General features: G+C 43.0%; 20 protein-coding genes. 13 read left to right on the top strand and 7 right to left on the bottom strand.

Annotated elements, in window-relative coordinates:
- The first annotated feature begins 73 nt into the window (after positions 1 to 73).
- The 5 genes from AC6RV6_RS01340 to AC6RV6_RS01320 all read left to right on the top strand — a co-directional run bounded on the left by AC6RV6_RS01340 (position 74) and on the right by AC6RV6_RS01320 (position 6,775).
- Entirely contained in the window at positions 74 to 1,942 is a 1,869-nt protein-coding gene (locus AC6RV6_RS01340; RefSeq protein ID WP_500238308.1) for a beta-ketoacyl-ACP synthase III, read from the top strand.
- A 49-nt stretch (positions 1,943 to 1,991) separates the two neighbouring features.
- Entirely contained in the window at positions 1,992 to 2,903 is a 912-nt protein-coding gene (locus AC6RV6_RS01335; RefSeq protein ID WP_500238304.1) for a DUF6999 family protein, read from the top strand.
- 22 nt (positions 2,904 to 2,925) lie between these two features.
- Positions 2,926 to 4,812 carry an AAA-like domain-containing protein gene (locus AC6RV6_RS01330; RefSeq protein WP_500238301.1) on the top strand — a complete coding sequence of 629 codons (1,887 nt, stop codon included), beginning with the start codon at positions 2,926 to 2,928 and terminating at the stop codon, positions 4,810 to 4,812.
- Positions 4,813 to 4,899: 87 nt separating this feature from the next.
- Positions 4,900 to 5,553 (top strand): Uma2 family endonuclease, encoded by a 654-nt coding sequence (locus AC6RV6_RS01325; RefSeq protein WP_500238299.1) that lies wholly within the window; start codon positions 4,900 to 4,902, stop codon positions 5,551 to 5,553.
- A 346-nt stretch (positions 5,554 to 5,899) separates the two neighbouring features.
- The gene (locus tag AC6RV6_RS01320) at positions 5,900 to 6,775 is read left to right on the top strand and encodes a hypothetical protein (RefSeq protein WP_500238297.1); all 876 of its coding nucleotides are present in this window, start codon (positions 5,900 to 5,902) and stop codon (positions 6,773 to 6,775) included.
- A 48-nt stretch (positions 6,776 to 6,823) separates the two neighbouring features.
- On the opposite strand, the gene fusA is transcribed toward AC6RV6_RS01320, so the two are convergent.
- A complete protein-coding gene (gene fusA, locus AC6RV6_RS01315; RefSeq protein ID WP_500238296.1) occupies positions 6,824 to 8,860 on the bottom strand; it encodes an elongation factor G in 2,037 nt (678 codons plus the stop codon).
- Here fusA and AC6RV6_RS01310 point away from each other — a divergent pair.
- Positions 8,859 to 8,990 (top strand): hypothetical protein, encoded by a 132-nt coding sequence (locus AC6RV6_RS01310; RefSeq protein ID WP_500238295.1) that lies wholly within the window; start codon positions 8,859 to 8,861, stop codon positions 8,988 to 8,990. The two genes, fusA and AC6RV6_RS01310, sit on opposite strands and share 2 nt — an antisense overlap.
- Here the strand turns inward: AC6RV6_RS01310 and AC6RV6_RS01305 are convergent.
- Entirely contained in the window at positions 8,987 to 10,054 is a 1,068-nt protein-coding gene (locus tag AC6RV6_RS01305; RefSeq protein ID WP_500238356.1) for an ABC transporter ATP-binding protein, read from the bottom strand. The two genes, AC6RV6_RS01310 and AC6RV6_RS01305, sit on opposite strands and share 4 nt — an antisense overlap.
- A 104-nt stretch (positions 10,055 to 10,158) precedes the next feature.
- Positions 10,159 to 11,358 (bottom strand): nickel pincer cofactor biosynthesis protein LarC, encoded by a 1,200-nt coding sequence (gene larC, locus AC6RV6_RS01300; RefSeq protein ID WP_500238293.1) that lies wholly within the window; start codon positions 11,356 to 11,358, stop codon positions 10,159 to 10,161.
- A 20-nt stretch (positions 11,359 to 11,378) separates the two neighbouring features.
- Between larC and AC6RV6_RS01295 the strand changes: the two genes are divergently transcribed.
- The 3 genes from AC6RV6_RS01295 to AC6RV6_RS01285 all read left to right on the top strand — a co-directional run bounded on the left by AC6RV6_RS01295 (position 11,379) and on the right by AC6RV6_RS01285 (position 13,566).
- A complete protein-coding gene (locus AC6RV6_RS01295) occupies positions 11,379 to 12,026 on the top strand; it encodes an L-threonylcarbamoyladenylate synthase (protein ID WP_500238292.1) in 648 nt (215 codons plus the stop codon).
- 136 nt (positions 12,027 to 12,162) lie between these two features.
- Positions 12,163 to 12,300: a hypothetical protein gene (locus tag AC6RV6_RS01290; RefSeq protein WP_500238290.1), complete on the top strand. Its 138-nt coding sequence runs from the start codon at positions 12,163 to 12,165 to the stop codon at positions 12,298 to 12,300.
- 69 nt (positions 12,301 to 12,369) lie between these two features.
- Positions 12,370 to 13,566: a HetZ-related protein gene (locus AC6RV6_RS01285; protein WP_500238288.1), complete on the top strand. Its 1,197-nt coding sequence runs from the start codon at positions 12,370 to 12,372 to the stop codon at positions 13,564 to 13,566.
- Positions 13,567 to 13,840: 274 nt separating this feature from the next.
- On the opposite strand, the gene AC6RV6_RS01280 is transcribed toward AC6RV6_RS01285, so the two are convergent.
- From AC6RV6_RS01280 to AC6RV6_RS01265, 4 genes are all read right to left on the bottom strand, one after another.
- On the bottom strand, positions 13,841 to 14,404 hold the full coding sequence (locus AC6RV6_RS01280; protein ID WP_500238287.1) for a glycine-rich domain-containing protein: 564 nt from the start codon (positions 14,402 to 14,404) through the stop codon (positions 13,841 to 13,843).
- A 496-nt stretch (positions 14,405 to 14,900) separates the two neighbouring features.
- Positions 14,901 to 15,224 carry a DUF2973 domain-containing protein gene (locus AC6RV6_RS01275; RefSeq protein WP_500238286.1) on the bottom strand — a complete coding sequence of 108 codons (324 nt, stop codon included), beginning with the start codon at positions 15,222 to 15,224 and terminating at the stop codon, positions 14,901 to 14,903.
- A gap of 70 nt (positions 15,225 to 15,294) precedes the next feature.
- Positions 15,295 to 15,618: a DUF2605 domain-containing protein gene (locus AC6RV6_RS01270; protein WP_500238285.1), complete on the bottom strand. Its 324-nt coding sequence runs from the start codon at positions 15,616 to 15,618 to the stop codon at positions 15,295 to 15,297.
- A gap of 135 nt (positions 15,619 to 15,753) precedes the next feature.
- Positions 15,754 to 17,370, bottom strand: a complete 1,617-nt coding sequence (locus tag AC6RV6_RS01265) for a pentapeptide repeat-containing protein (protein ID WP_500238283.1) — start codon at positions 17,368 to 17,370, stop codon at positions 15,754 to 15,756.
- A gap of 32 nt (positions 17,371 to 17,402) precedes the next feature.
- On the opposite strand from AC6RV6_RS01265, the gene AC6RV6_RS01260 reads away from it, so the two are divergent.
- From AC6RV6_RS01260 to AC6RV6_RS01245, 4 genes are all read left to right on the top strand, one after another.
- On the top strand, positions 17,403 to 18,245 hold the full coding sequence (locus AC6RV6_RS01260; RefSeq protein WP_500238355.1) for a prephenate/arogenate dehydrogenase: 843 nt from the start codon (positions 17,403 to 17,405) through the stop codon (positions 18,243 to 18,245).
- Positions 18,246 to 18,338: 93 nt separating this feature from the next.
- Complete coding sequence (locus AC6RV6_RS01255) at positions 18,339 to 19,220, top strand: Rpn family recombination-promoting nuclease/putative transposase (RefSeq protein WP_500238282.1); 882 nt, start codon at positions 18,339 to 18,341, stop codon at positions 19,218 to 19,220.
- Complete coding sequence (locus AC6RV6_RS01250) at positions 19,195 to 19,338, top strand: hypothetical protein (protein ID WP_500238281.1); 144 nt, start codon at positions 19,195 to 19,197, stop codon at positions 19,336 to 19,338. Before AC6RV6_RS01255 ends, AC6RV6_RS01250 begins: the two co-directional genes overlap by 26 nt.
- On the top strand, positions 19,305 to 20,890 hold a 1,586-nt coding region (locus tag AC6RV6_RS01245), incomplete at its 3' end, for an NACHT domain-containing protein (protein WP_500238280.1). The genes AC6RV6_RS01250 and AC6RV6_RS01245, both read left to right, overlap by 34 nt.

The raw sequence follows: 20,890 nt of genomic DNA, 5'->3' as shown, positions 1-20,890 counted from the left end.
TGTCAAGCATTTCGGAACTATTTCTGAGGTCAAGCACAAAATAAGATATAGAAAGTAGAAAATTTACAGTTTTATGAATAACGCTTACATTACCTCTGTTGGCAAGTTTTTACCGGGGGATCCCATTAACAACGACCAAATGGAAGCATATCTCGGTCAAATCAATTCTCGCCCTTCTAAGGTCAGAAAACGTATTCTCAAAAGCAATGGTATTCAGCAACGATACTATGCGATCGATCGCGAACAAAAAACTCGCTATTCTAATAGTCAAATGGCAGCCAATGCCGTTCGAGATATTTTTAAACAAACCAATTTAGAGCCAAAAAACATTGATTTGTTGGCTTGTGGAACAACGATGCCCGATCTTCTCGTCCCGGGTTTTGCGAGTATGGTACACGGAGAATTAACTGAATTATCTCCCTTGGAAACTGTTTCGACCCAAGGTGTTTGTTGTGCGGGAGTTTCAGCTTTAAATTATGCAGTTTCTCAACTTCAACTTGGCAAGCGAAAAAATGCGATCGCTGTTGCTTCGGAATTTCCTTCTCGCTTGTTCAAACATACAAAGTTTGCAGATGAAACTGCAATACAAGAAAAGAAATCCCTCGCTTTTGATGTAGAATTTCTGCGCTGGATGCTTTCTGATGGTGCGGGAGCATTTTTATTACAAGATCGCCCTAATACTAAAGGAATTAGTATTAAAGTTGAGTGGATCGAACTGATCTCTCATGCGAATGCTTATCCTCTTTGTATGTATTCTGGAGTTGCGAAGGAAACCTCGAATAAAAGTTGGTTGGATTATTCATCTTATCTCGACGCTGCTGCTGAGGGAGCAATGGATTTACGGCAGAATATTCGCCTCTTAGATAATGTCATTAAATTAGGAGTTGAAGGGTGGTTACGATTGATTGAACGAGGACGAGTCGATCCGCAAGAAATTGATTGGTTATTGTGTCATTATTCTTCACACTTCTTTCGCAGTCAAATTGTCGAACTTTTGGAAAAAGCAAATTGTCTGATTCCAGAAGAAAAATGGTTTACAAATTTATACACGCGAGGGAATACAGGATGTGCTTCGATTTATCTCATGTTAGAAGAACTCTTTCGTTCTGGGAAATTGCGATCGGGGCAAAAAATATTTTGCTTTGTCCCGGAAAGTGGACGTTTTACAACAGCTTATATCATGTTAAGCGTTGTTGAAAATGCAAACAAGAATATTGTGCGATCTGCAATTTCTCTGAGTCCTCCAGAAACTGTTTCTCCTTTAGCACAATTGCAACCCGATCCAAAGAATAGCGTGCAAGCTGAATTATTGCGTCAATTGGCTTTAGTTTGGCTAGAATTTGAACGAAAATTGCGTTCTGTTCCCATTGTACGAAAATTATATCAAGGAGAATTTACTCTCGAAGATTATAAACTTTTATTGCAAAATCTTCGCCCTCAAGTTGTAGAAGGTGCAAGATGGATCGCTCGGGCTGCATCAAATATGACTGTATTTGAACTGCGATCGCTATTACTCGGACATGCAGGAGACGAACATCGAGACTATCAGATGTTAGAGCGTAATTATGTTTCCGTTGGAGGTCAATTAACAAAGATTACAGAAGCAGAAAAAAATATTGGTAGCGAAGCATTATCTGCATTCATTTTTCATCGCGCATCTCGCGAAAATCCGATCGATCTTTTAGGGAGTATCTTTATTATTGAAGGATTGGGAAATCAACTGGCAGGAACTTGGGCAAAATACATTCAAGAAACACTGAAATTGCGAGATGAGCAAGTTTCTTTTTTAGCTTATCATGGTAAAAATGATGAATCTCATATTGGGAAACTCGAAACGTTAATTCAAGGAGAATGGATGACAGATTCGATCGCAAAGCGCATTGTTAAAACGGCTCGAGTCACTGCTCGTTTGTACTTACTTCAACTCGAAGAAATTAATTAGCTCTTATCTTGATAATGCAAGCAATACTCCCTCATTTTCAATAAGAATCATGAACAAAAACAACACTTCTCTTTACGAATGTAAACCCTACGATCGCAAAAATCCTAATACTTGGGATGTTCTCTATCTCGATAATGCTATTCCTGTCGATCCTGTTGCTAAAACTCACATGATTCGGGATTTAAAACACTGGACGCGCAGTTATTTACTCATTCCGATTAGAATCTTTGCCAATATTTCTCTCGGGTTAATTTTGACGATTAAACGATTGCTTCCTTTTCAGTTTAAATTATATGGATTTATGCACCGATCGGCAGCATTTTTCCTACAAAATTTTGTCACTCCTGAAGCCTGCTATCTAATCGTCCGGCATATTTGTCTCGGTTCTAATCTCGTTAATTTTTTGATTGATAACGGTCCCGATCGCAATATCGAAAGAGCCACACTTTATCCCAAATCTGTCAGCGATCTGGCAACCCAAACAGCCTTTCTCGAACACGATCTGATCCTCTATAATTTTGTTTGGGATTATCATCAAGCCGAACAAAAGAATCCTAATTGGATTGAAGAGATAAAACAACAAGGAATCGATTTTGAGAGTATTCAAGATGCGCCGGTAAATATTAATTTTGCGCGACGCAGATGGCTGAGAATTCTCGATTTAGAATCCGCGATCGAACTTTTCAAAGTTTTCTACTCTCTTTGTTTGACCTGCGACGAATTTGAACGCGCCGTCCTCTCACTACAATTTGATGAAAATTTTGCACTGTATATGAGTAAAATATTAGAAAGTTCTGAATGGAATCATATCATTGTCAATCGCCATCCCCTCGCCCCTAATAGCCCTTTTAATGCCGCCCGAGATTTACTCTTACATGGCATAATGACAGAATATATTCATCGCTTGTTAGAAATTTACAAAGAACAGCAGCGATCGCGAACTCCCTTAGCTCAATCATAAGCTCTCGAAATGTTGAAATAGAATGAACGTTGACCAATTTTCTCCAATTGAATACCAAGTTGGTGGGAGTCTGACGGCCAATCATCCTACTTATATCGAACGACAAGCCGATCGCGAACTTTATGATTCTTTACTTGACGGCCAATTTTGCTATGTATTAACCAGCCGTCAGATGGGAAAATCGAGTTTGAGGTTGCGAACTCGCTATCGCATTGAATCTACTGGAAAAGGGAAATGCGCTTCTGTTGATATGACTCGCATTGGTAGCGAAGATGTGACTCTCAATCAATGGTATCAGGGTATTGCATTCGATTTATTGCGAAATTTTAGGCTCATTCGCCAGATTAATCTTACAGATTGGTGGAGTCAACAAGGAGATATTTCTCCCGTGCAAAAATTTGGACAATTTATTGAAGAAATTCTCTTGAAAAGAGTGGAAAGCGATCGCATTTTTATTTTTATCGATGAAATTGACAGTATACAAAGTTTGCCTTTTCCTTGCGATGATTTCTTTGCCTTTATTCGCTATTGTTTCAATCAACAGGCAGAAAATACCCTTTATCAGCGCTTGACATGGGCGTTATTTGGTGTTGCCTCTCCGGGAGAATTAATTACCGATACCAAACGCACGCCTTTTAATATTGGAACGGCAATTTCTTTACCGGGTTTTACTTTAGCAGAAGCACAACCTCTTCTCGAAGGTTTAAATGGACTTTGTGACAAGCCCAAAGATCTCCTCACAGCAATTTTAGATTGGACTGCAGGACAACCTTTTTTAACGCAAAAAATCTGCGATCGCATTCAAAAAGCAGCCCAAAAAATGACCATTGAACCCGGTACAGAACGTAATTGTGTAGAATGGTTAACGCGATCGCAAATTATCGATGACTGGGACATTCACGACGAACCCGAACATCTTCGTACTATTCAAAACTTTATTCTCCATAATAGCGATCGTTCTGCCCGATTATTAGGGATTTATCAACAAATTCTCGAAACAGAAACAGGATTTTCTCCTGCTGATACTGACGATCTCAACCCTTTGCTCTTGTCCGGACTTGTCATGCGTCAAGGTGATAAATTTTTTGTTCGCAATCGCATCTATCGCGAGGTTTTTAATCATACATGGATCGAGCAGCAATTGACAAATCTACGCCCTTATGACTTGGCATTAAAAGCATGGATCGAATCTAACTATCAAGATGAAACGAAACTCTTACAACAGCAAGATTTACGACTTGCTCAAACATGGATGCAAGGAAAAAGTTTGAGCGATCTCGATTATCAGTTTCTCGCTGCAAGTCAATCCCGCGATCGCCGCCGTCGGGAAAGGAGAATTGTCGAAATTTTAGCTATATTAAATTATCGCAGTGGAAAACTTTCTGCTTATTTACAAGAAATTGCGCGATCTGTGAGTGAATTAATCGATCTTGATTGGTCTGTTGTAACACTTTGTCATAATAATCAGGAGCGAATTCTGGCCAGCAGTCTTGATATTGGAACTGCCTCCGATGAGGTTTATGGCTTGCATGGAACGCTGACAGGAACAGTATTTAAAACAGGTTCGCCATTGGTTGTTGAAGATACGATAACTTGCAGAAATTACGGTAATGCACCAGAAGGATATCGTGCTTATTTAGGCGTTCCTTTACGAATTTCTACGGGAGAAATTATCGGTACTATTTGCTCTTTTAACCAAAATCCTCGCAAGTTTGAAGAGGAAGAAATTAAACTTATTTCTATTTTTGCCGATCGCGGTGCTTCTGCAATTGAAAATTATCAACTTTATCAACAGTTACAAGAAATGAATGAAACGCTGCGATCGCAATTAAAAAAGCGCGATCGCAATCCGATTATTAAGTTATTACATAGAATAAATCAGTATTTAAAACGCTTGAGAGGAAGTTAAGGAAATGCGATCGCGATCGCAAAAAATAGTGTAAAATATTATTATAATCTTTAAATTTTCCACTCATTCTTAATCTAAAACTTAATAATGTCTTTAAGCCTCCAACTTCGACAATTAGAAGTTCTCCCCGGTCAGCAATTGCTAATTCACGATCTCAATTGGCCGGAATTCGAGCAAATCCTGAATGAACTCGGAGAAAAACGTTCTACTCGCATTGCTTATAGTCAGAAAACACTAGAAATCAGAATGCCTTTGCCAAAACACGAACGCACAAAATCTTTACTCGGCGATATCGTCAAAATTTTACTCGAAGAACTAGAAATAGATTGTGAATGTTTTGGCTCAACCACTTTTAAGCGTCAAGAAATGGGCTATGGTATCGAACCTGATGACTGTTTCTATATCCAAAATTATCAAATTATGGTCGGGAGAGATCGTATCGATCTATCAGTCGATCCTCCTCCCGATCTGGCCATTGAAATCGATATTACTTCTAAAACCCAGATAAATGCTTACGTCAGTCTTGGCGTTCCCGAATTGTGGATTTATGAAGGGAATAAACTCAAAATATACTGCCTCCAATTTGGAGAGTATCAAGCAGTTACTCAAAGTTCCATCTTTCCAGAATTTCCTCTCTTGAACCTTGTTGCAGAAGCGATCGAACAAACGAATGCGATCGGTCGCAGTCGTGCTTTGAGAGCCTTTCGCCAGCAAATAAAAACTCTCATTCACTCCCAATAATTTAATCTCTCTGCTGTTTTTATGGGATGGTTAATTTGCAGATAGCGATCGCAAATTGGGGAGAACTGTTGCGAAAAGACTTGACTTTTTTGACTTGACAATGATATCCTAACAAGGTGGAAAAGTGTGCGCTCCTGTAACCTCTTTTTTAAATAGAAAAGCATTCAAAAAGAAAACAACTCGTTCAATAATTTGCAGAACGGCAATTAATAGGCGATCGCAAGAAAAGTAGATTGGCAGACAGCGATCGCAAATTGGAGTAAAATTAAATGTAAGGAGAAGAAAGAGAAGAATGAATTTACCTTATTCAATCTACTGATTTCACGGAATTGAAGGAGGTGAAAATATGAATTGGGCGCAAATTCTTGAATTTCTTAGCAGCAATCCATATATTGTAGGATTAGCAACTTTAGCAACTCTATTAGGTTTTGTAATTGCATTGATTACTTTGCCTTCAGTTTTTAGAAGAAACCATAAAGAAATCTCTTGGATTTCTAGAAGGATCAATGTTATCAGTAAAACTGAAGGTAATGATATACGAGGTTTAAATCGAATAAAAATTCTGTATGAGAACAAAGAAATAGATAAACTTTATTTAACCAAGGTAGCAATTTGGAATTCTAAGAAAGAACCGATTAATAGCTCAGATTTTGCTTCACAAAACTTTCTGAGAATACATTTTTTATATCCTGAAAATATTCTTTCTTGTAAAATAACTTATTATAACAATATTGATAATAAAATTAAATTAGATATAAAACGAAACTCAAAAAACGCAATTGAAACTGGAGAAATTAATTTTGAATATCTTGGTAATAAAGATGGTTTGTGTTTGCAAGTTATTAGTATAGGCGAAAACGATTATTTTGTTGAGATAAAAGGTAGATTCAAAGATACGAGAAATAAAATCAAGAACAGAAGTAAGCTATTTGATTTACAGATTTCTGATTTGATAACTTTTTTCAAATTTTTGATAACAATAGTGGCTTTTATGGCATCAATATTTACAATTTCTTTTGTTGATCAACCATCAGACAATAATTATTTTGACTTATTTTATATCTTTTATATTTTGGTCTCTATAATTATGATGTTTGCAATATTATTTCTTACTGCTGAATTTTCCTATTTATATCTCAGAAAAATACCGAGAATTAAAAGTTGGTTTATTAATAATGTCATCGAAAATTTTCAGAAAGACGATTGGACTTTAGAAATTTAACCCAATAATCTTGTAAAAAAAAGGGCGCATCATAGCACCCCTTTCAGTTTATACCATTACCCCTTCCGGCATGGGTTTATAGCCCGATAATTCCATCGAAAATGTTGCCATTCCCGAGGACAAAGATCGCAACTGAGTCGAATAACCGAACATTTCTGCTAAGGGAACTTCTGCTCGCAAAACAGTATAATCGGACATCACTTCCGAACCGACTAAAACCCCGCGACGAGAGAGTAGATTCCCTTGAATTCGTCCGGTAAATTCGGCTGGTGTTTCCACTTCTACCGCCATAATTGGTTCTAACATCGTCGGTTTTGCCTTTGCAAATGCTTGTTCAAAACCCAACCTTGCAGCCGATCGAAAAGCCATCTCATTAGAGTCAACAGCATGAAAAGATCCACCTTGTAAAACCACTTTGACCCCAACAATGGGATATCCTTGCAAATAACCCGTCACGATCGCATCCTTGAATCCTTTCTCGCAAGCAGGGATGAATTGTTTGGGAATTGCACCCCCCACCACGCGATCGCAGAAAATAAACCCATCCTCGCAAGGTTCGAGATAGCCGGTAATATGGGCATACTGACCGGGACCGCCGGACTGTTTTTTCAGTCGGTAGTCAAAAGTTGCTTTGTGAGTAATCGTTTCCCGATAAGCAACCGCAGGTTTACCCACATACACCTCAACATTGTACTCCTGCTGCATCCGTTCGATGTAAATCTCCAAATGCAATTCCCCCATCCCGGAAATTAGGGTTTTTCCCGATTCTGGATCGGTGCTGACGTGCAGGGTGGGATCCTCTCGGACAAAACGATGTAACGCCTTAGATACTTTCGTAATATCTTCTTGGGTTTTGGGAGTAATAGCGAGGGTAATCACCGGATCGGGAACAAACATTCCCTCTAAGGACAGATTAGCGCCCTCAGAGCATACAGTATCTCCCGAAGCGCAGTCTAACCCGATCGCCGCCGCGATCGCTCCTGCACTCGCCTCCTCAATTTCTTGGCGTTCGTCTGCGTGCATCCGTACCAAACGACTCACTCGCACGGTTTTTTGCGTGCGGGTATTCAGGATTTTATCTCCTTTTCGTAAAGTACCGGAATAAATTCGCAGATAAGTTAGCTGTCCGAATTCATCATCTGTTAACTTAAATGCTAACGCAACCAACGGCGCATCAGGATCGGCAAGAACTTGAGTTTTCTTGTCATTGGTAATATCAAAAGCCGTCACCATTTCGCGATCGCGAGGAGAAGGAAGATACAATATTACCGCATCTAATAAGTTCTGAACGCCTTTATTTTTATAAGCAGAACCTATGAGGACAGGAACGATATCCAAACGTAAAGTTGCTTGACGAATGGTCTCCCAAATTAACTCATGAGGAACATCTTCATCCATGAGCAAATGTTCCGTCATTGCTTCTGAATAAAAAGAGAGTATATCCAGAAGTTTATCTCGTGCTTGTAAGGCATCTTCGAGGAAGCGATCGGGAATATCTTTTCTCACCCATTCCTCCCCTTTTTCTCCTAGAAAATAACAGGCTTTTAAGGTAATGAGATCGATAACTCCCTCAAATTCATCTTCTTCACCCATAGGGTATTGCAAGAGAACAGGATTCAAATTGAGCTTTTCTTTCAAGGCTTCAATAACCTTAAAAGGATTAGCACCCGCTCGATCCATCTTGTTAATAAACGCCAAACGAGGGACGCGATAACGTTTCATTTGTCGGTCAACAGTGATAGATTGAGATTGCACGCCAGCAACAGCACAAAGTACCATAATCGCTCCATCTAATACTCGTAAAGCGCGTTCGACTTCGATGGTAAAATCGACGTGACCGGGAGTATCAATCAAATTAATCTCATGGTCATGCCAAAAACAAGTTGTCGCCGCAGAATTAATTGTAATTCCGTGCAGTTTTTCCAACTCTGTATAATCCATCGTCGCGCCGCTACCGCCACCTCTAACTTCCTCGATTTTGTGAATTTTTCCCGTGTAGAATAAAATCCTCTCGCTCAAAGTTGTTTTACCCGAGTCGATGTGAGCGGAAATGCCGATGTTACGAATATGTTGCAAAATTCTCATGGTTATGGCTCCTTTTTGCCAAAATAGCGATCGCACTGGGATGGCGATCGAGTTATACTACACAAATAATACAGAGATTGCGGAAAATCTCCTAATTTTCAGTTTCACCCTTGCAAAATTTGCCGACTAAACTCTCTGCCAAGAGGGAAAAATTTGCGGTGTTTGTAATTCTAGAGACACTTTAACTTTTGTCCCGATCGTCAATCTTTTCAAGGCGCTAGAGCGAGCAATTAATTCTCGTCCCGAGAACATTTCTACGCGGTAACAATGTTCTCGTCCGAGGAATTGGCGATCGCGAATCAGGCCATTGCCTTTCTCGTCGGGTTGCAGGATAATTTCTTCTTGGCGCACCATTAAATCTCCCTTTTCTTCGCCTGTATTTTTACTAGCAAAACAGCCTAATTCTGTTTCCCAACCCATCTCAGAATATTGAGCGGGAATAAAATTGGCTTGAGTGACAAAATCTGCTACAAATCGAGAAGCAGGATGCAAATAGACTTCTTCTGGAGAGTCAATTTGTTCTAAAAATCCCCTTTGCATGACTCCCACAGAATCAGAAATAGAAAGGGCTTCTTCTTGGTCGTGAGTGACAAAAATCGCCGAAGTCCCAGCCGCTTTCAAAATATTTCGCAATTCTTGTCGCAGGTGCAATCTCACTTGTACGTCTAAATTGCTCAAAGGTTCGTCTAATAATACCAATGCCGGACGAGGAGCCAAAGCCCTTGCTAAAGCGACTCTCTGCTGCTGACCCCCAGAAATTTGATAGGGATAGCGATCGCCCAACCCACTTAACCCCACCAATTGTAAGACTTCTCCGACGCGCTCTTTGACTGCTCCCGTTAATTTCCCGCTTTTTTGGGTCAAGCCAAAAGCAATATTATCCCGCACCGTTAGATGGGGAAATAGGGCGTAATCTTGAAATACCATCCCTACCCCTCGCTGCTCTGGAGGTAGGCAATAACCGCGTTTTGAGACCAGATTGCTGTCAATTTCGATGCTTCCCTCATCCAACTCTTCAAACCCAGCAATCAGACGCAATAAGGTTGTTTTTCCACACCCGGATGGACCTAAAAGCGTGAGAATTTCTCCGCGCTCGAGGTGCAGGTTAATATCCTTGACCACGGGATGTTTGAGAGTGGCAAATCTTTTGGTGATGCGCTCGAGATGCAGGATAGTTGGCTTTGAGTTTGACATCTGGGGGTTGAGGAGAATGTATGTTACATTAAATGTAACTTGTAATTGAGACTCTTTTGCATTAAAGAATTTGTAATTGTTCATTGTTCATTGAAATGACCATCTCAAACCTCCCTTTTTGTTGCAATATCTAGAGCTAATTGATGAATTTCTTGCCAAGGTCGATCGCATTCCCGCGCAACTTTGGCACAGTCTTCATATTCAGGCTGAATATTGAAAATTTTATCGTCTTGGCGAGCAATTTTAACCCGTATTATTCCGTAAGGGAGAGAGATTTCTTGTATTTCTCGCTGTAAAATGCGACGCTCTTGGAAACGGCGACGAATGCCTAAAGTCGTTGTTTCACGAAAGAGAATATCCTCCAGTAAAGCAACGCGAGAGGGTTCGCAAATAACGGTTAAAAGGATACCCGTGCGAAACTTTTTCATGGCGATCGCCTGCGTAAAGACATCCAATGCTCCCGCTTCTAATAATCTTTCGCAAGTATAAGCAATCCCTTGCGGGTTCATATCATCGATCTGAGTTTCCAAGACCGCGATCGCTTCCAAATTACCAGAAGATTCAACTTCTCCCAACCAAATACGAAGAATATTGGGAATCGGCAAATCCTTCGTCCCCGCACCCAACCCCACCCGTAACAATTGCAAAGAAGGACGAGACCCAAAATGAGTCGCTAAAGTCACCGCTAATGCCGCCCCCGTCGGTGTCACCAACTCCATTGCCATGCCATTATCATAAATTGGCACTCGTCCCCTTTCCCATAACTTCAAAACTGCCGGCACCGGAACCGGTAAAATACCGTGAGCCGCCTTTACCGTACCACCTCCCGTCGGGAGTGCCGAACAATGCAGTTCGTTTATCCCCAACCAATCCAGCCCCAAACAAGTCCCCACAATGTCTACAATGGCATCAGTGGCTCCCACTTCGTGAAAATGAACCTTTTCTGGGGGAATCCCATGAACCTCCCCCTCTGCCTCGGCTAGGGTTTTAAAAACTTGTAAACTCCACTCTCGGGCGCGTTGGGGTAAATTGGTACTCTTGATTAAACCCTCAATTTCCGGGAGATGTCGGGCGGAATGATGGTGATGTTCTCCTGATGTCGATAATAGCTCGATATGCGCCTTCATTGCTCGCTGTCCCTGACGTTGAACCGTTTCAACCCGCAGGGAAAACTCGTCATCGAGTCCCAGCTTTTTCAACTGCGCGATCGCATACTCCACCGGAACCCCCAGATCGAATAATGCCCCCAAACACATATCTCCGGCAATTCCCGTGGGACAATCTAAATAAGCGATTTTGCTCATGTTTTCATTAATCCTTACCAATGGCTACCGTATACGATATTCATCCGGATAACCCGCAAAAACGACGAATAGAGACAATAGTAGATGCCCTCCACGATGGGGCAATTATGCTTTATCCCACCGATACCGTCTATGCGATCGGTTGCGATCTCAACGCTCAATCTGCCGTCAAGCGAGTTCGGAAAATCAAACAACTGTCCAATGATAAACCTCTTACCTTCCTTTGCTCCTCCCTCTCCAATATTGCTCGCTATGCTTTGGTGGAAGATCGAGCCTACCGTATTATGAAGCATTTGATTCCAGGGCCGTACACCTTTCTTCTCCCTGCCACCAAATTAGTGCCTCGCATCGTCCAGAACCCCAAACGCAAGACCATCGGCATTCGAGTTCCCAATAATACTATCTGTCAAACCCTCTTAGAAACCTTGAAAAATCCGATTATTTCCACTTCGGCACATCTTCCCGACGAAGAAGGAGACTTTCCCACCATTGGACTCGAGCGATCGCGTCTCTTCGATGCCCTCGATCCCTTTGTAGACATCATCATCGATCGCGGTTCCGAGCTAGGCTACCAAGTTTCCACCATCCTCGATTTTACTTCTCAGAAACCTTTTCTCCTGCGAAAGGGTCTGGGATGGGAACTTGCTGAGGAATGGATCGAGAGTTAACGGGAGAGAAATTGAGCAACACTCTCTACAAAAGCAGCGATCGCCATTCCGGACGCAAGGCCGCATTTTCCCAACTGTCTCTTAAAAATGACAGTAACATCAGGAAAGTCGGGCATGTTCAAAAGAGGTCAATACAGTGCTGAAAATATTCCCTCTAGCGGGTTTTGGGGATTTTCCCGGACTTTTCGGAGGTTTCGGAGAAATGCGTCAACTCGGGTTGGTGACACAGAGATTCCTAGATCGCGGCGGTGGGATTCGTAGATTCAAAGTGTAAGCAACAAGGTCAAAAAAACATTATCCTTGCTCGCTTGCACTTTTCCAATCTTTTTACTGGGGCATTACCATGAACGCTAACACCTGCAATCTTCTTAATTCTTCTTCCACTCAAACTTCTGTCTATCCGGAACAAAATTCTCCCTCTCCCTTACCGCTAGAAACCGTTATTTTAAATGAACTGGAAACTCGACTCGGAAGGATGCCACGATCGGCACAAGCATTAGCAATTCGTATCTCTACAGAAGTCCACCGGGTTTGCAGCAAAAGCACCCGCATTCAAAAATCTGGCGAGATTCGTTCCCACCAACTCTATTTGGTACACCATCGCCTCAATAAGTGCTTGGACTATTATAAGGCGGGTTCCGAACGGGGTCGAGTCGAACTCCACGGCACTCTCAGCACCATCGTTTATCGCCATATTGCCCCCGCTAAAGCACAATTAGGCTTTTCCGGTCGTTACAACTTAATTGAGGACTTTCTCCAAGATTTTTACGCGGAGTCTTTGAAAGCCTTCCGCCGAGAAAATGAAGTTCCCGAACAATACCAACCCCGCACTCAATTAGAATTAGCCGAATATATGGCTTTTACGGAACAATATGCCAAGCGGCGCATTTCTCTTCCCAATGGATACTCTCAACAATTGATTATCTTAAGAGCGCAAACGTTTGCTCGCCGTCAACCCAAAGAAACGTCGGTGGATATCGAACGTGCGACGGAGTTCTCTAAAGGAGAAGATGCGGAAAAAATGCAGCGATCGGCAGTGGTGCAACAGGTGCGATCGCAGTTAGTTTCCGATAACCCAGATCCTTGGGAAAAAGTCAAACGCGAGCGAGTGATGGCTTCTTTATTTGAGTATCTCCAAGCTCAAGGACGGGAAGACTGTGCGAATTATTTGGCGCTGAAAATGCAAGATTTACCCGCATCAGAAATTGATGAAATTATGGGCTTAACCTCTCGGGAACGAGATTACTTGCAACAGCGATTCAAGTATCATGTCGAAAAGTTCGCTCGCATTTCTCATTGGCAACTCGTCCATCAATGGCTCGGGGCAGATTTAGAGCAACGGTTGGGGATGACGGAAAGTCAATGGCATGAGTTTCTCAGTCAACTCTCTTCCCAACAACACCAAATTTTAGAATTGCGACGGGAGGACAAAAACGATGCAGAAATCATACAAATTCTCAGTTTAACGCCGAAAAAGTTACAAAAACGTTGGACGGAGTTGTTAGAAATTGCAGCCCGGGTTAGAAATGGCGATCGCTAAAAGAGAGAACAATTTTTCACCCCAGAGGTACGCGGAAATCTTTTCTCCGCATACCTCCCAGACCTCAACAGTGCTCGTTCCTTTGCATCTTGCGCCGACGCGGGGTCGCACTGCCGCGCCGCCCCCGCGCACGCTCCGCTTTCCCAGCAAGTTCAGTGAATTTTTACGGGGGTTGACACGCTCTAAGGCTTAGTTTTGCGAGGATTTGGGGTTTTGGCTTAACCCGAACTCAGGTTAAATATATTCGCGTCGTGCTGCTATCTAATTTTTTCGCTTAAACGGGATGACCACAAGCACCACTTTCTTCGTTTTGAGAGAGGGCTTCTCGCGCTAACAAGGCTTTGGCTAAATCGTCCTCAGATCCCTGTAAATACTGATGGATGAGCGATCGCGTTTGCTGATAGGCTTCCTGTGTCTTCTCGGCCTCCGAATTTTCCCATAATTGAGATTGATGAGTATGATGAACGAATCCATTAAAGAGCATGTCACAATCTCGAGCGTATTTGCGGGTATCTTGAAGGAGATGCTCGTGCCAAACGAGATCTACTTCTTTGGGAGGAACGAGAATTTGCGAAGGATGCAAATAGGAGAGAAAAAGAAAGAGGAGATAACGGGCGATCGCGAGATGAGCCTGTCGCTCCGTCCATCCTTCCAGAGAAGCCGCGACAGAACTGAGATCCAGTTTTGCAAGTTTTTCTTGCAAAATCCCGCGATCGAGTTGCGCGAGGGTTTTTTGAACGCGATCGCGATGTTGTGGATCTTGAATGACGTGAGTTTTACCTTGTTTGAGAGTAGAATGTAATACAGAAGAAAGGTGACAATAATTAAAATCTGCCATTATAATGGTCTCCATCAATATTAATCAGATCGAGTAGTCATTATCGAGATGACTACTTTTTTCTTGGGTCGATTGCAGGGTGCGATCGACAATCGATAACAAGAGTGGGCAAAAAATTGGGAATTCTTAAGACCCTAAATTTATCTCATCTCAATTGTCCGCATCTTATGCACGGTGCGATCGGCAATAAAAGGAGTGACTGATTGATAAAAAGGGAAAAATATGGAGTTAATATGAGCAAGAGCGAGGCGATTTTTACCAATAATGCCTTCACTTGAGTTCGAGAATGTCTTCGGAAGTGCGAGTGATGTCTGCGGTATTGGCTCCAATTGCAACGACATCTCATTGATTCATCGAAGCACTCCTCAATATACGAGAAAAATCGGGAGATTGATAGCCCCGTCTCTTTAGAGCGGGGAGGATCAAAGATAGCAAACTACTGCTATCAAATCAAAGATTATGATAGCAGTAGCGGCTAAAAAATTGACTTACTTAATTACCCGTCATGTTCGTTGACGCTAGGAGAAGAACGATAGAGAGCATCGAGTTTTTCTCGTGCCTCTTCAACATCAACCGATCGCATTACGAGCAACGGTTCGTTTACGGGTTTACCATTACTATCTAACAATTCTGGATGAGGAATTGCCATCCTGCGAGATGTCGCCGTAGACGCAGAATCGGGTACAACGTTATTATATGCTCCCATATTGGGAACGGGACGATGGGATTCTTGGCCGAGGGTAAACAAGCTGCGAACTAAATTCGCGATCGCAACAAAGGCAATAGCGGTAAATGCAAGAATGTAAAGAAGATGTAACATTTTATTCCTCTCATTATGATTTTTTCTATGGGGTTTTAAAGCATTTTCTTAATGGGGAAGGCTGACAAATTCATCCTTCTTGTTGTTTTTGCTTTCTCTTTTTTGCCGATACTTGCCAGCATTCCACGACCAAACGATGCCACGGAACGAGGGCGGAAGGGTCAATTCCCGCTTTTCCTTCGGTTGCTCGAAACAGCATTTGGGCGGCACGGACTTCTCGTTCTGTCGTTTCTATTCTAGCGAGGAGATCGGCACGATCTCCTTCGCTTAGGAAATCTACGGGTTCTGACTCTAGACAAGAACGCGATTGCGAAAACCAATCCAGAAAATCCTCTAACAAGGGTTCGAGAACAGCTTTTAGGATTTCGCTTTCCGGAGGAGGAGGAGCTGACATTTTTGAGATATTACCAGTTTACTATTGGCCTGTTAAGAAATTCTTTTATTCTTATCTTATTGTAACAGATTATTGCATTTTCTCAGATCGTCAAAGGCGATCGAGGCATGAGTGACGAGTTCCTAATAACCCAATTCACTTTTTTGCGATCCATTGGCCATTACCCATTCTCTCGCGCGATCGCCCCAAGACATCAAAATCATAGAAAAAATCTTGGACGAACTGCACTAAAATATTCGTCGGCGGTAGAGCCAACTCTTTTCCTAAAGAATTTTTGCACCCGATACCGTCCAGAATATGAGAGTTCACGGCAAAACGCTGACCGAATTCGAGATTGTGATAAATATCAACAATTTTATTGCGAGAATTAGTAATTACCGTGTACGTTGGAGCATTGAGAAACTTTTTCGCCTCCTCGGACAATGAATTCGTTTTCCCTTTTTCAATCAGATGGAGTGCTGCGATCGCCTCGGAAAGTTCGATGCCCAATTTTCGTAAATGTTGATGCTGCGCGGTCTTAAATACCCCATTTTTTTGCATTTGTACCGTCTGCAATAAAACTTTTAAATTGCGTTCCACGGCTTTACAATCTTGAAAAGGAAGGGTTGCACAATAAGCAATTAAGAATAAATCGTCATTTTTGTCCGCACTAAAAGTAAGATAGGTACGACGAGAACTCACCTTAATACTCGGCGGTTTACTTAACTTGGGATATGCTAAAGCAATCTGATGATAAATCGTCGCGAGGGCTAAATTGGCATAAAGATTGAAGGTTGAATCAATGGTCACTTGTACCGTTGGTGGCGTTTTATTAAAGAATTTCTGTGCTTTATCCGCATCAAAGCGATACACTTGACTCTCATCTCCTTCTGGACTCAAATCTACCCAATCACAGGAAAGACCCCCAGTTTTTAAGCCAAAATGGGAGACATTATAAAGTTTACTTCCGGTCAGAACTGCACCGGTTAGATCTGCTCCCGTCCATTCTGCTTCGATCAGGCGAGTGCGGCTCAAGTCCGAATGAACGAAACTGGCATTGACCAAATTTGCATGAGAGAGATCTGCACCTGTCAAATTCGCACCGCTCAATTTTGCCTCACTTAAATCTGCCCAACGCAGATCTGCCCCGCTTAAATCCGTCCAACGCAAGTTAGTCCCCCGCAAATCTGCACCACTTAAGGTGGCTCGCGTCAGAGTCGCTTGGGCAAGCTCTGCTTCTCGTAAATTGGCCCCGCGCAGATCCGCCCGCGTTAAATCGACTCCATTCAATGTTGTTTGTTCGAGAATGCTCTCAGTGAGAAAAGCGCCGCGCAAATTCGCCTCGCTCAAATTACAATAACTCAGGATTGCTTTTCGCAGACTGGCTTCTCGCAAGTCCGTTCCTTCTAAATTCGAGCCGCTTAAATTTGCCCCGCTTAAATCAGCACGAATCAGTTCCGCGCGAATGATGAGGGTTTCGATTAATTCAGCTTCTCGTAAATCGGCACGAATAAGATTGGCAACATTGAGACTGGCATGATTGAGAATAGATTTGGCTAAATTCGCCCCGCTCAATCTGGCAACATTGAGTTTTGCTCCGCTTAAATTTACCCCGCTTAAATTTGCCCCGCTCAAGTTAGCAACATTGAGTTTTGCTCCTCTTAAATCGGCATTGCTGAGGTTAATATTTCTCAAATTGGCTTCATTAAGGTTAATATTGCCAAAGTTTCTCGTTCCCGAGAGATATAAACGGCGTAGCTCTTGAACATTCATGAAAATTGGGGAGGGAGAGGTAGATGGGCGCGATCGCAATAGGCATTGTCGGTTTGGGACTGATTGGCGGTTCTTTGGCGTTAGATCTGCGATCGCAAGGATACCGAGTTATCGGGGTTTCCCGCAAGCCGCAGACTTGCAAAACTGCTTTGCTCCGCAAAGTTACCGATGAAGCCGATACTCATTTTTCTGTATTAAGCGGGGCGGAGATTATTTTCATTTGTACGCCAATTCGCGCGATCGCGCCAACGGTTGCCGCCCTCGTTCCTTATTTGTCCCCGGAAGCGATCGTGACGGATGTGGGATCGGTAAAAACCCCGATTGTCGAGTCGATCGCCCCTCTCTGGCCAAATTTTATCGGTGGGCATCCGATGGCGGGGACGGAAGCTCAAGGTATTGAGGCGGCACAGAGGGATTTATTTGTCGATGCACCTTATGTTTTAACGCCTGTTGAGAATACGCCCCTCAGAGCGATCGCGCAACTCGAAGAAATTGTACGGGCGATCGGCGCAAAGTTATATTCTTGCTCTCCTCAGAAGCACGATCGCGCCGTTGCTTGGATTTCTCATTTGCCGTTACTGGTGAGTGCGGGGTTAGTCGATAGCTGTTTGGGAGAAGAAGACGCAGAAGTTTTACAATTAGCACAATACTTTGCGAGTTCTGGGTTTCGGGATACCAGCCGCGTCGGGGGAGGGAATCCCGAGTTAGGAGTCGAGATCGCCCGTTCTAATCGAGAGGAAGTTTTGCGATCGCTTACCCACTATCGTCAGCATTTAGATGGGTTGATCGCGGCGATCGAGCAAGAAAACTGGCAAACTCTAGAAAAGATTCTCCAACAAACCGAATCCGGACGCAAACAATTTGGTAATTGGTAATTGCTGCGGGAAAGGTGTCTTGAATTGCTATAAGTTGACCCAGTTTGCGATCGCATTAATCGCGTATAATTCGAGAAAAATAAGGCGATCGCCGTGGCTTACGATAACACTTGTAAATATTTAGCAGAAACTTATTGTCAGAATTTTACACGCTGGCTTTTGGGAACGGAATCGGAAAATATTCGGGTTCTCAAAACCGAAATTATTCCCGAACCCATTCGCTCTGATGCTCTCATTCTTCTGCAAATCGATCGCAAAATTCTCCATCTCGAATTCCAAACTTTACCTTACAGCGATCCACCCATGCCTTATCGAATGCTCAAATATTGGACGCTACTTTATGGGCAGTATTGGTGCGATATCGAACAGGTGGTGATTTATCTCAAAGAAACAGGATCCGAGTTAGCCTTGCAAGATCGCTTTCAGCAACAAAATACCCAACACCGCTATCGAGTCATTCGGATGTGGGAGCAAGAACCGGATTTCTTTTTAAGCGATCGCGCTTTACTCCCTTTGGCGACTTTAACTCGGAGTCGAGAGCCGCGAGAATTATTGGAGCAAGTAGCCGAACGGGTAGCTACAATAGAAGAACCCAAACTACAGCGCAATATCTCCGCAGCCGCAGAAGTTTTAGCGGGTTTGCGGTTTAAACCAGATACCATTCGTCGATTATTTCGGGAGGAACTCATGCAAGAATCAGCTATTTATCAAGAAATTCTCCGCACGGGAATCGAACGAGGACAGCAACAGGGTTTGCAGCAGGGTTTGCAGCAGGGTTTGCAGCAGGGAAAGGTCAGCCTTTTACTACAATTTTTAGCTCGTAATTTGGGAGAAATTCCTCCAGTAATACGAATTAAAATCGATTCTCTATCTCTTTCTCAACTCGAACGCTTGATAGTCGCACAATTTGATTTTTCCACGATAGAGGATTTATCGACTTGGTTAGAAAATGAAGGGAGAAACTCGACAACGTAATCTCATTATCGCTCGCGATCTGACTCGGAGGAGCGATCGCAATGGTATTGTTGGGTATTCAAAGGAGCGATCGCAGAACAATGAATGGTTAGAGCGATCGCTCTTTTGGGAAAGATAGAGAATAAAGCCGATCGAGGCAGGTTTTTCTCTTGGCATTGTGAGGGAGAGGATATATTTAAAGATAGTGTGTTGAGTTGTGGTGTGATGTCGAAGAATCGCGATCGCTTGTTGCGTTTTGTGCTTTTGGTTGTTGTGGCGCTGGCTTTTGTTCTCTATCCTTATTTGGTCAATCAAATACCTGCGTTAGAGTGGCTCAAAAGCATACCAAAAATATGGGTAGCTTTTGGGGCGTTGTTTTTTGCGGCGATCGCAGTGGTCGGTTCAGAGTTAATTAACCCAGATAAACTCTCAGAGGATAAATTACGAGAGGATTTTTGGCGGGAAAATAATGAATTGATTCGAGACCGTTGCAAACAAGCCCTCGATCGCCACAATCACATTGTCCTATCTCGCGAGGATACTCCAGAAGATTTGGGGCGATCGCCAAATCAGTCTCCGGAAAACCCAACACCCTCACCACAAAAAACTTGGTACCGTTGGTTTCTCGGGTTTAGTGGGGTTTTCGGGTTCACAAGGGTTAAAGCGATCGCGAAAGAGAATGAGAATTCTGTTTTGCGGTTGGATAGGGAGCGAGAGGTGGAAGATTTACCCACGGGAGAGCGATCGCTTTTAGCCAAGAGTACACCGATTTTAGAGGTTTTTGAGGAAGCAAAGCGCCGTTTGTTGATTTTGGGGGAACCCGGAAGCGGGAAGACAACGGAACTATTGCAGTTAGCTAAAGATTTGAGCGAGAAAGCACGGGATTTGCGATCGCCCATTCCGGTGATTTTTGAGCTTTCGGCTTGGCGAGGGGAGCCGATGTTAAATTGGATGGCGGCACAAATACAAGGACGTTATGGGTTAAATTTAGCCACTTGTCGGGAATGGTTGCAACGGGATAAGGTGGTGCCGTTGTTGGATGGGTTGGATGAGTTGGGGAAAGAGCGCATTCGAGAAGCGATCGCCGCGATCGATGCCCTGCAAGACGCTTATCAACATCAACCAGATTTGGCGATCTGTTGTCGCATCCAAGACTATCGCGAGGCGATAACGGAGGAGAAGGAAGGAAAAACAAAATATCATTTGCGAGGAGTGGATCGCGCCGTGCGTTTATGCGAGTTAAGCAAGTCGCAAATTCAGACTTATTTGCAACAGAGACACGCCGCAGATCTCTGGGAAGATTTACAGGCTAAACCGGGATTCTTTGCCTTGGCGAAAAAGCCGATGTTATTGAATTTGCTGCCTATTGCCTATCCAGAAAGATTGCCGGAGAACGCCCCAGAAGACTCAGAAACCTGTCAATCTCTCCTTTTTGATGCGTTTTTGCATCGCAGGCTAAATTTGGCGCAACCGTCGCAATCCGGGCAACTGGAAGATTACAAACCTGAAGAAGCGCGGCGTTATTTGGCATGGTTGGCGGCGAGTATGGAACGGGAGGGAATCAATCAGCGAGAATTTTTGATTGAAAAGTTACAACCGAGTTGGTTAGAAAATCAACAACAGTGGCGGCGCTATCGGCTGATTTTCGGGCTGATTTTCGGGCTGATTTTCGGGCTGATTTTCGGGCTGAT

The sequence above is a fragment of the Spirulina sp. LEGE 11439 genome (genome assembly GCF_059821285.1).
This window is presented reverse-complemented; position numbering and strand designations above follow the sequence as displayed.

Excerpts from the sequence above, each read along its gene's own strand:
- AC6RV6_RS01310 (WP_500238295.1), top strand. The coding sequence starts at position 8,859 with ATGGTTATGGCTCCTTTTTGCCAAAATAGCGATCGCACTGGGATGGCG.
- fusA (WP_500238296.1), bottom strand. The coding sequence starts at position 8,860 with ATGAGAATTTTGCAACATATTCGTAACATCGGCATTTCCGCTCACATC.
- AC6RV6_RS01275 (WP_500238286.1), bottom strand. The coding sequence starts at position 15,224 with ATGTTACATCTTCTTTACATTCTTGCATTTACCGCTATTGCCTTTGTT.
- larC (WP_500238293.1), bottom strand. The coding sequence starts at position 11,358 with ATGAGCAAAATCGCTTATTTAGATTGTCCCACGGGAATTGCCGGAGAT.
- AC6RV6_RS01270 (WP_500238285.1), bottom strand. The coding sequence starts at position 15,618 with ATGTCAGCTCCTCCTCCTCCGGAAAGCGAAATCCTAAAAGCTGTTCTC.
- AC6RV6_RS01295 (WP_500238292.1), top strand. The coding sequence starts at position 11,379 with ATGGCTACCGTATACGATATTCATCCGGATAACCCGCAAAAACGACGA.
- AC6RV6_RS01305 (WP_500238356.1), bottom strand. The coding sequence starts at position 10,054 with ATGTCAAACTCAAAGCCAACTATCCTGCATCTCGAGCGCATCACCAAA.
- AC6RV6_RS01250 (WP_500238281.1), top strand. The coding sequence starts at position 19,195 with ATGAAGGGAGAAACTCGACAACGTAATCTCATTATCGCTCGCGATCTG.
- AC6RV6_RS01280 (WP_500238287.1), bottom strand. The coding sequence starts at position 14,404 with ATGGCAGATTTTAATTATTGTCACCTTTCTTCTGTATTACATTCTACT.
- AC6RV6_RS01340 (WP_500238308.1), top strand. The coding sequence starts at position 74 with ATGAATAACGCTTACATTACCTCTGTTGGCAAGTTTTTACCGGGGGAT.
- AC6RV6_RS01335 (WP_500238304.1), top strand. The coding sequence starts at position 1,992 with ATGAACAAAAACAACACTTCTCTTTACGAATGTAAACCCTACGATCGC.
- AC6RV6_RS01325 (WP_500238299.1), top strand. The coding sequence starts at position 4,900 with ATGTCTTTAAGCCTCCAACTTCGACAATTAGAAGTTCTCCCCGGTCAG.
- AC6RV6_RS01330 (WP_500238301.1), top strand. The coding sequence starts at position 2,926 with ATGAACGTTGACCAATTTTCTCCAATTGAATACCAAGTTGGTGGGAGT.
- AC6RV6_RS01320 (WP_500238297.1), top strand. The coding sequence starts at position 5,900 with ATGAATTGGGCGCAAATTCTTGAATTTCTTAGCAGCAATCCATATATT.
- AC6RV6_RS01285 (WP_500238288.1), top strand. The coding sequence starts at position 12,370 with ATGAACGCTAACACCTGCAATCTTCTTAATTCTTCTTCCACTCAAACT.
- AC6RV6_RS01265 (WP_500238283.1), bottom strand. The coding sequence starts at position 17,370 with ATGAATGTTCAAGAGCTACGCCGTTTATATCTCTCGGGAACGAGAAAC.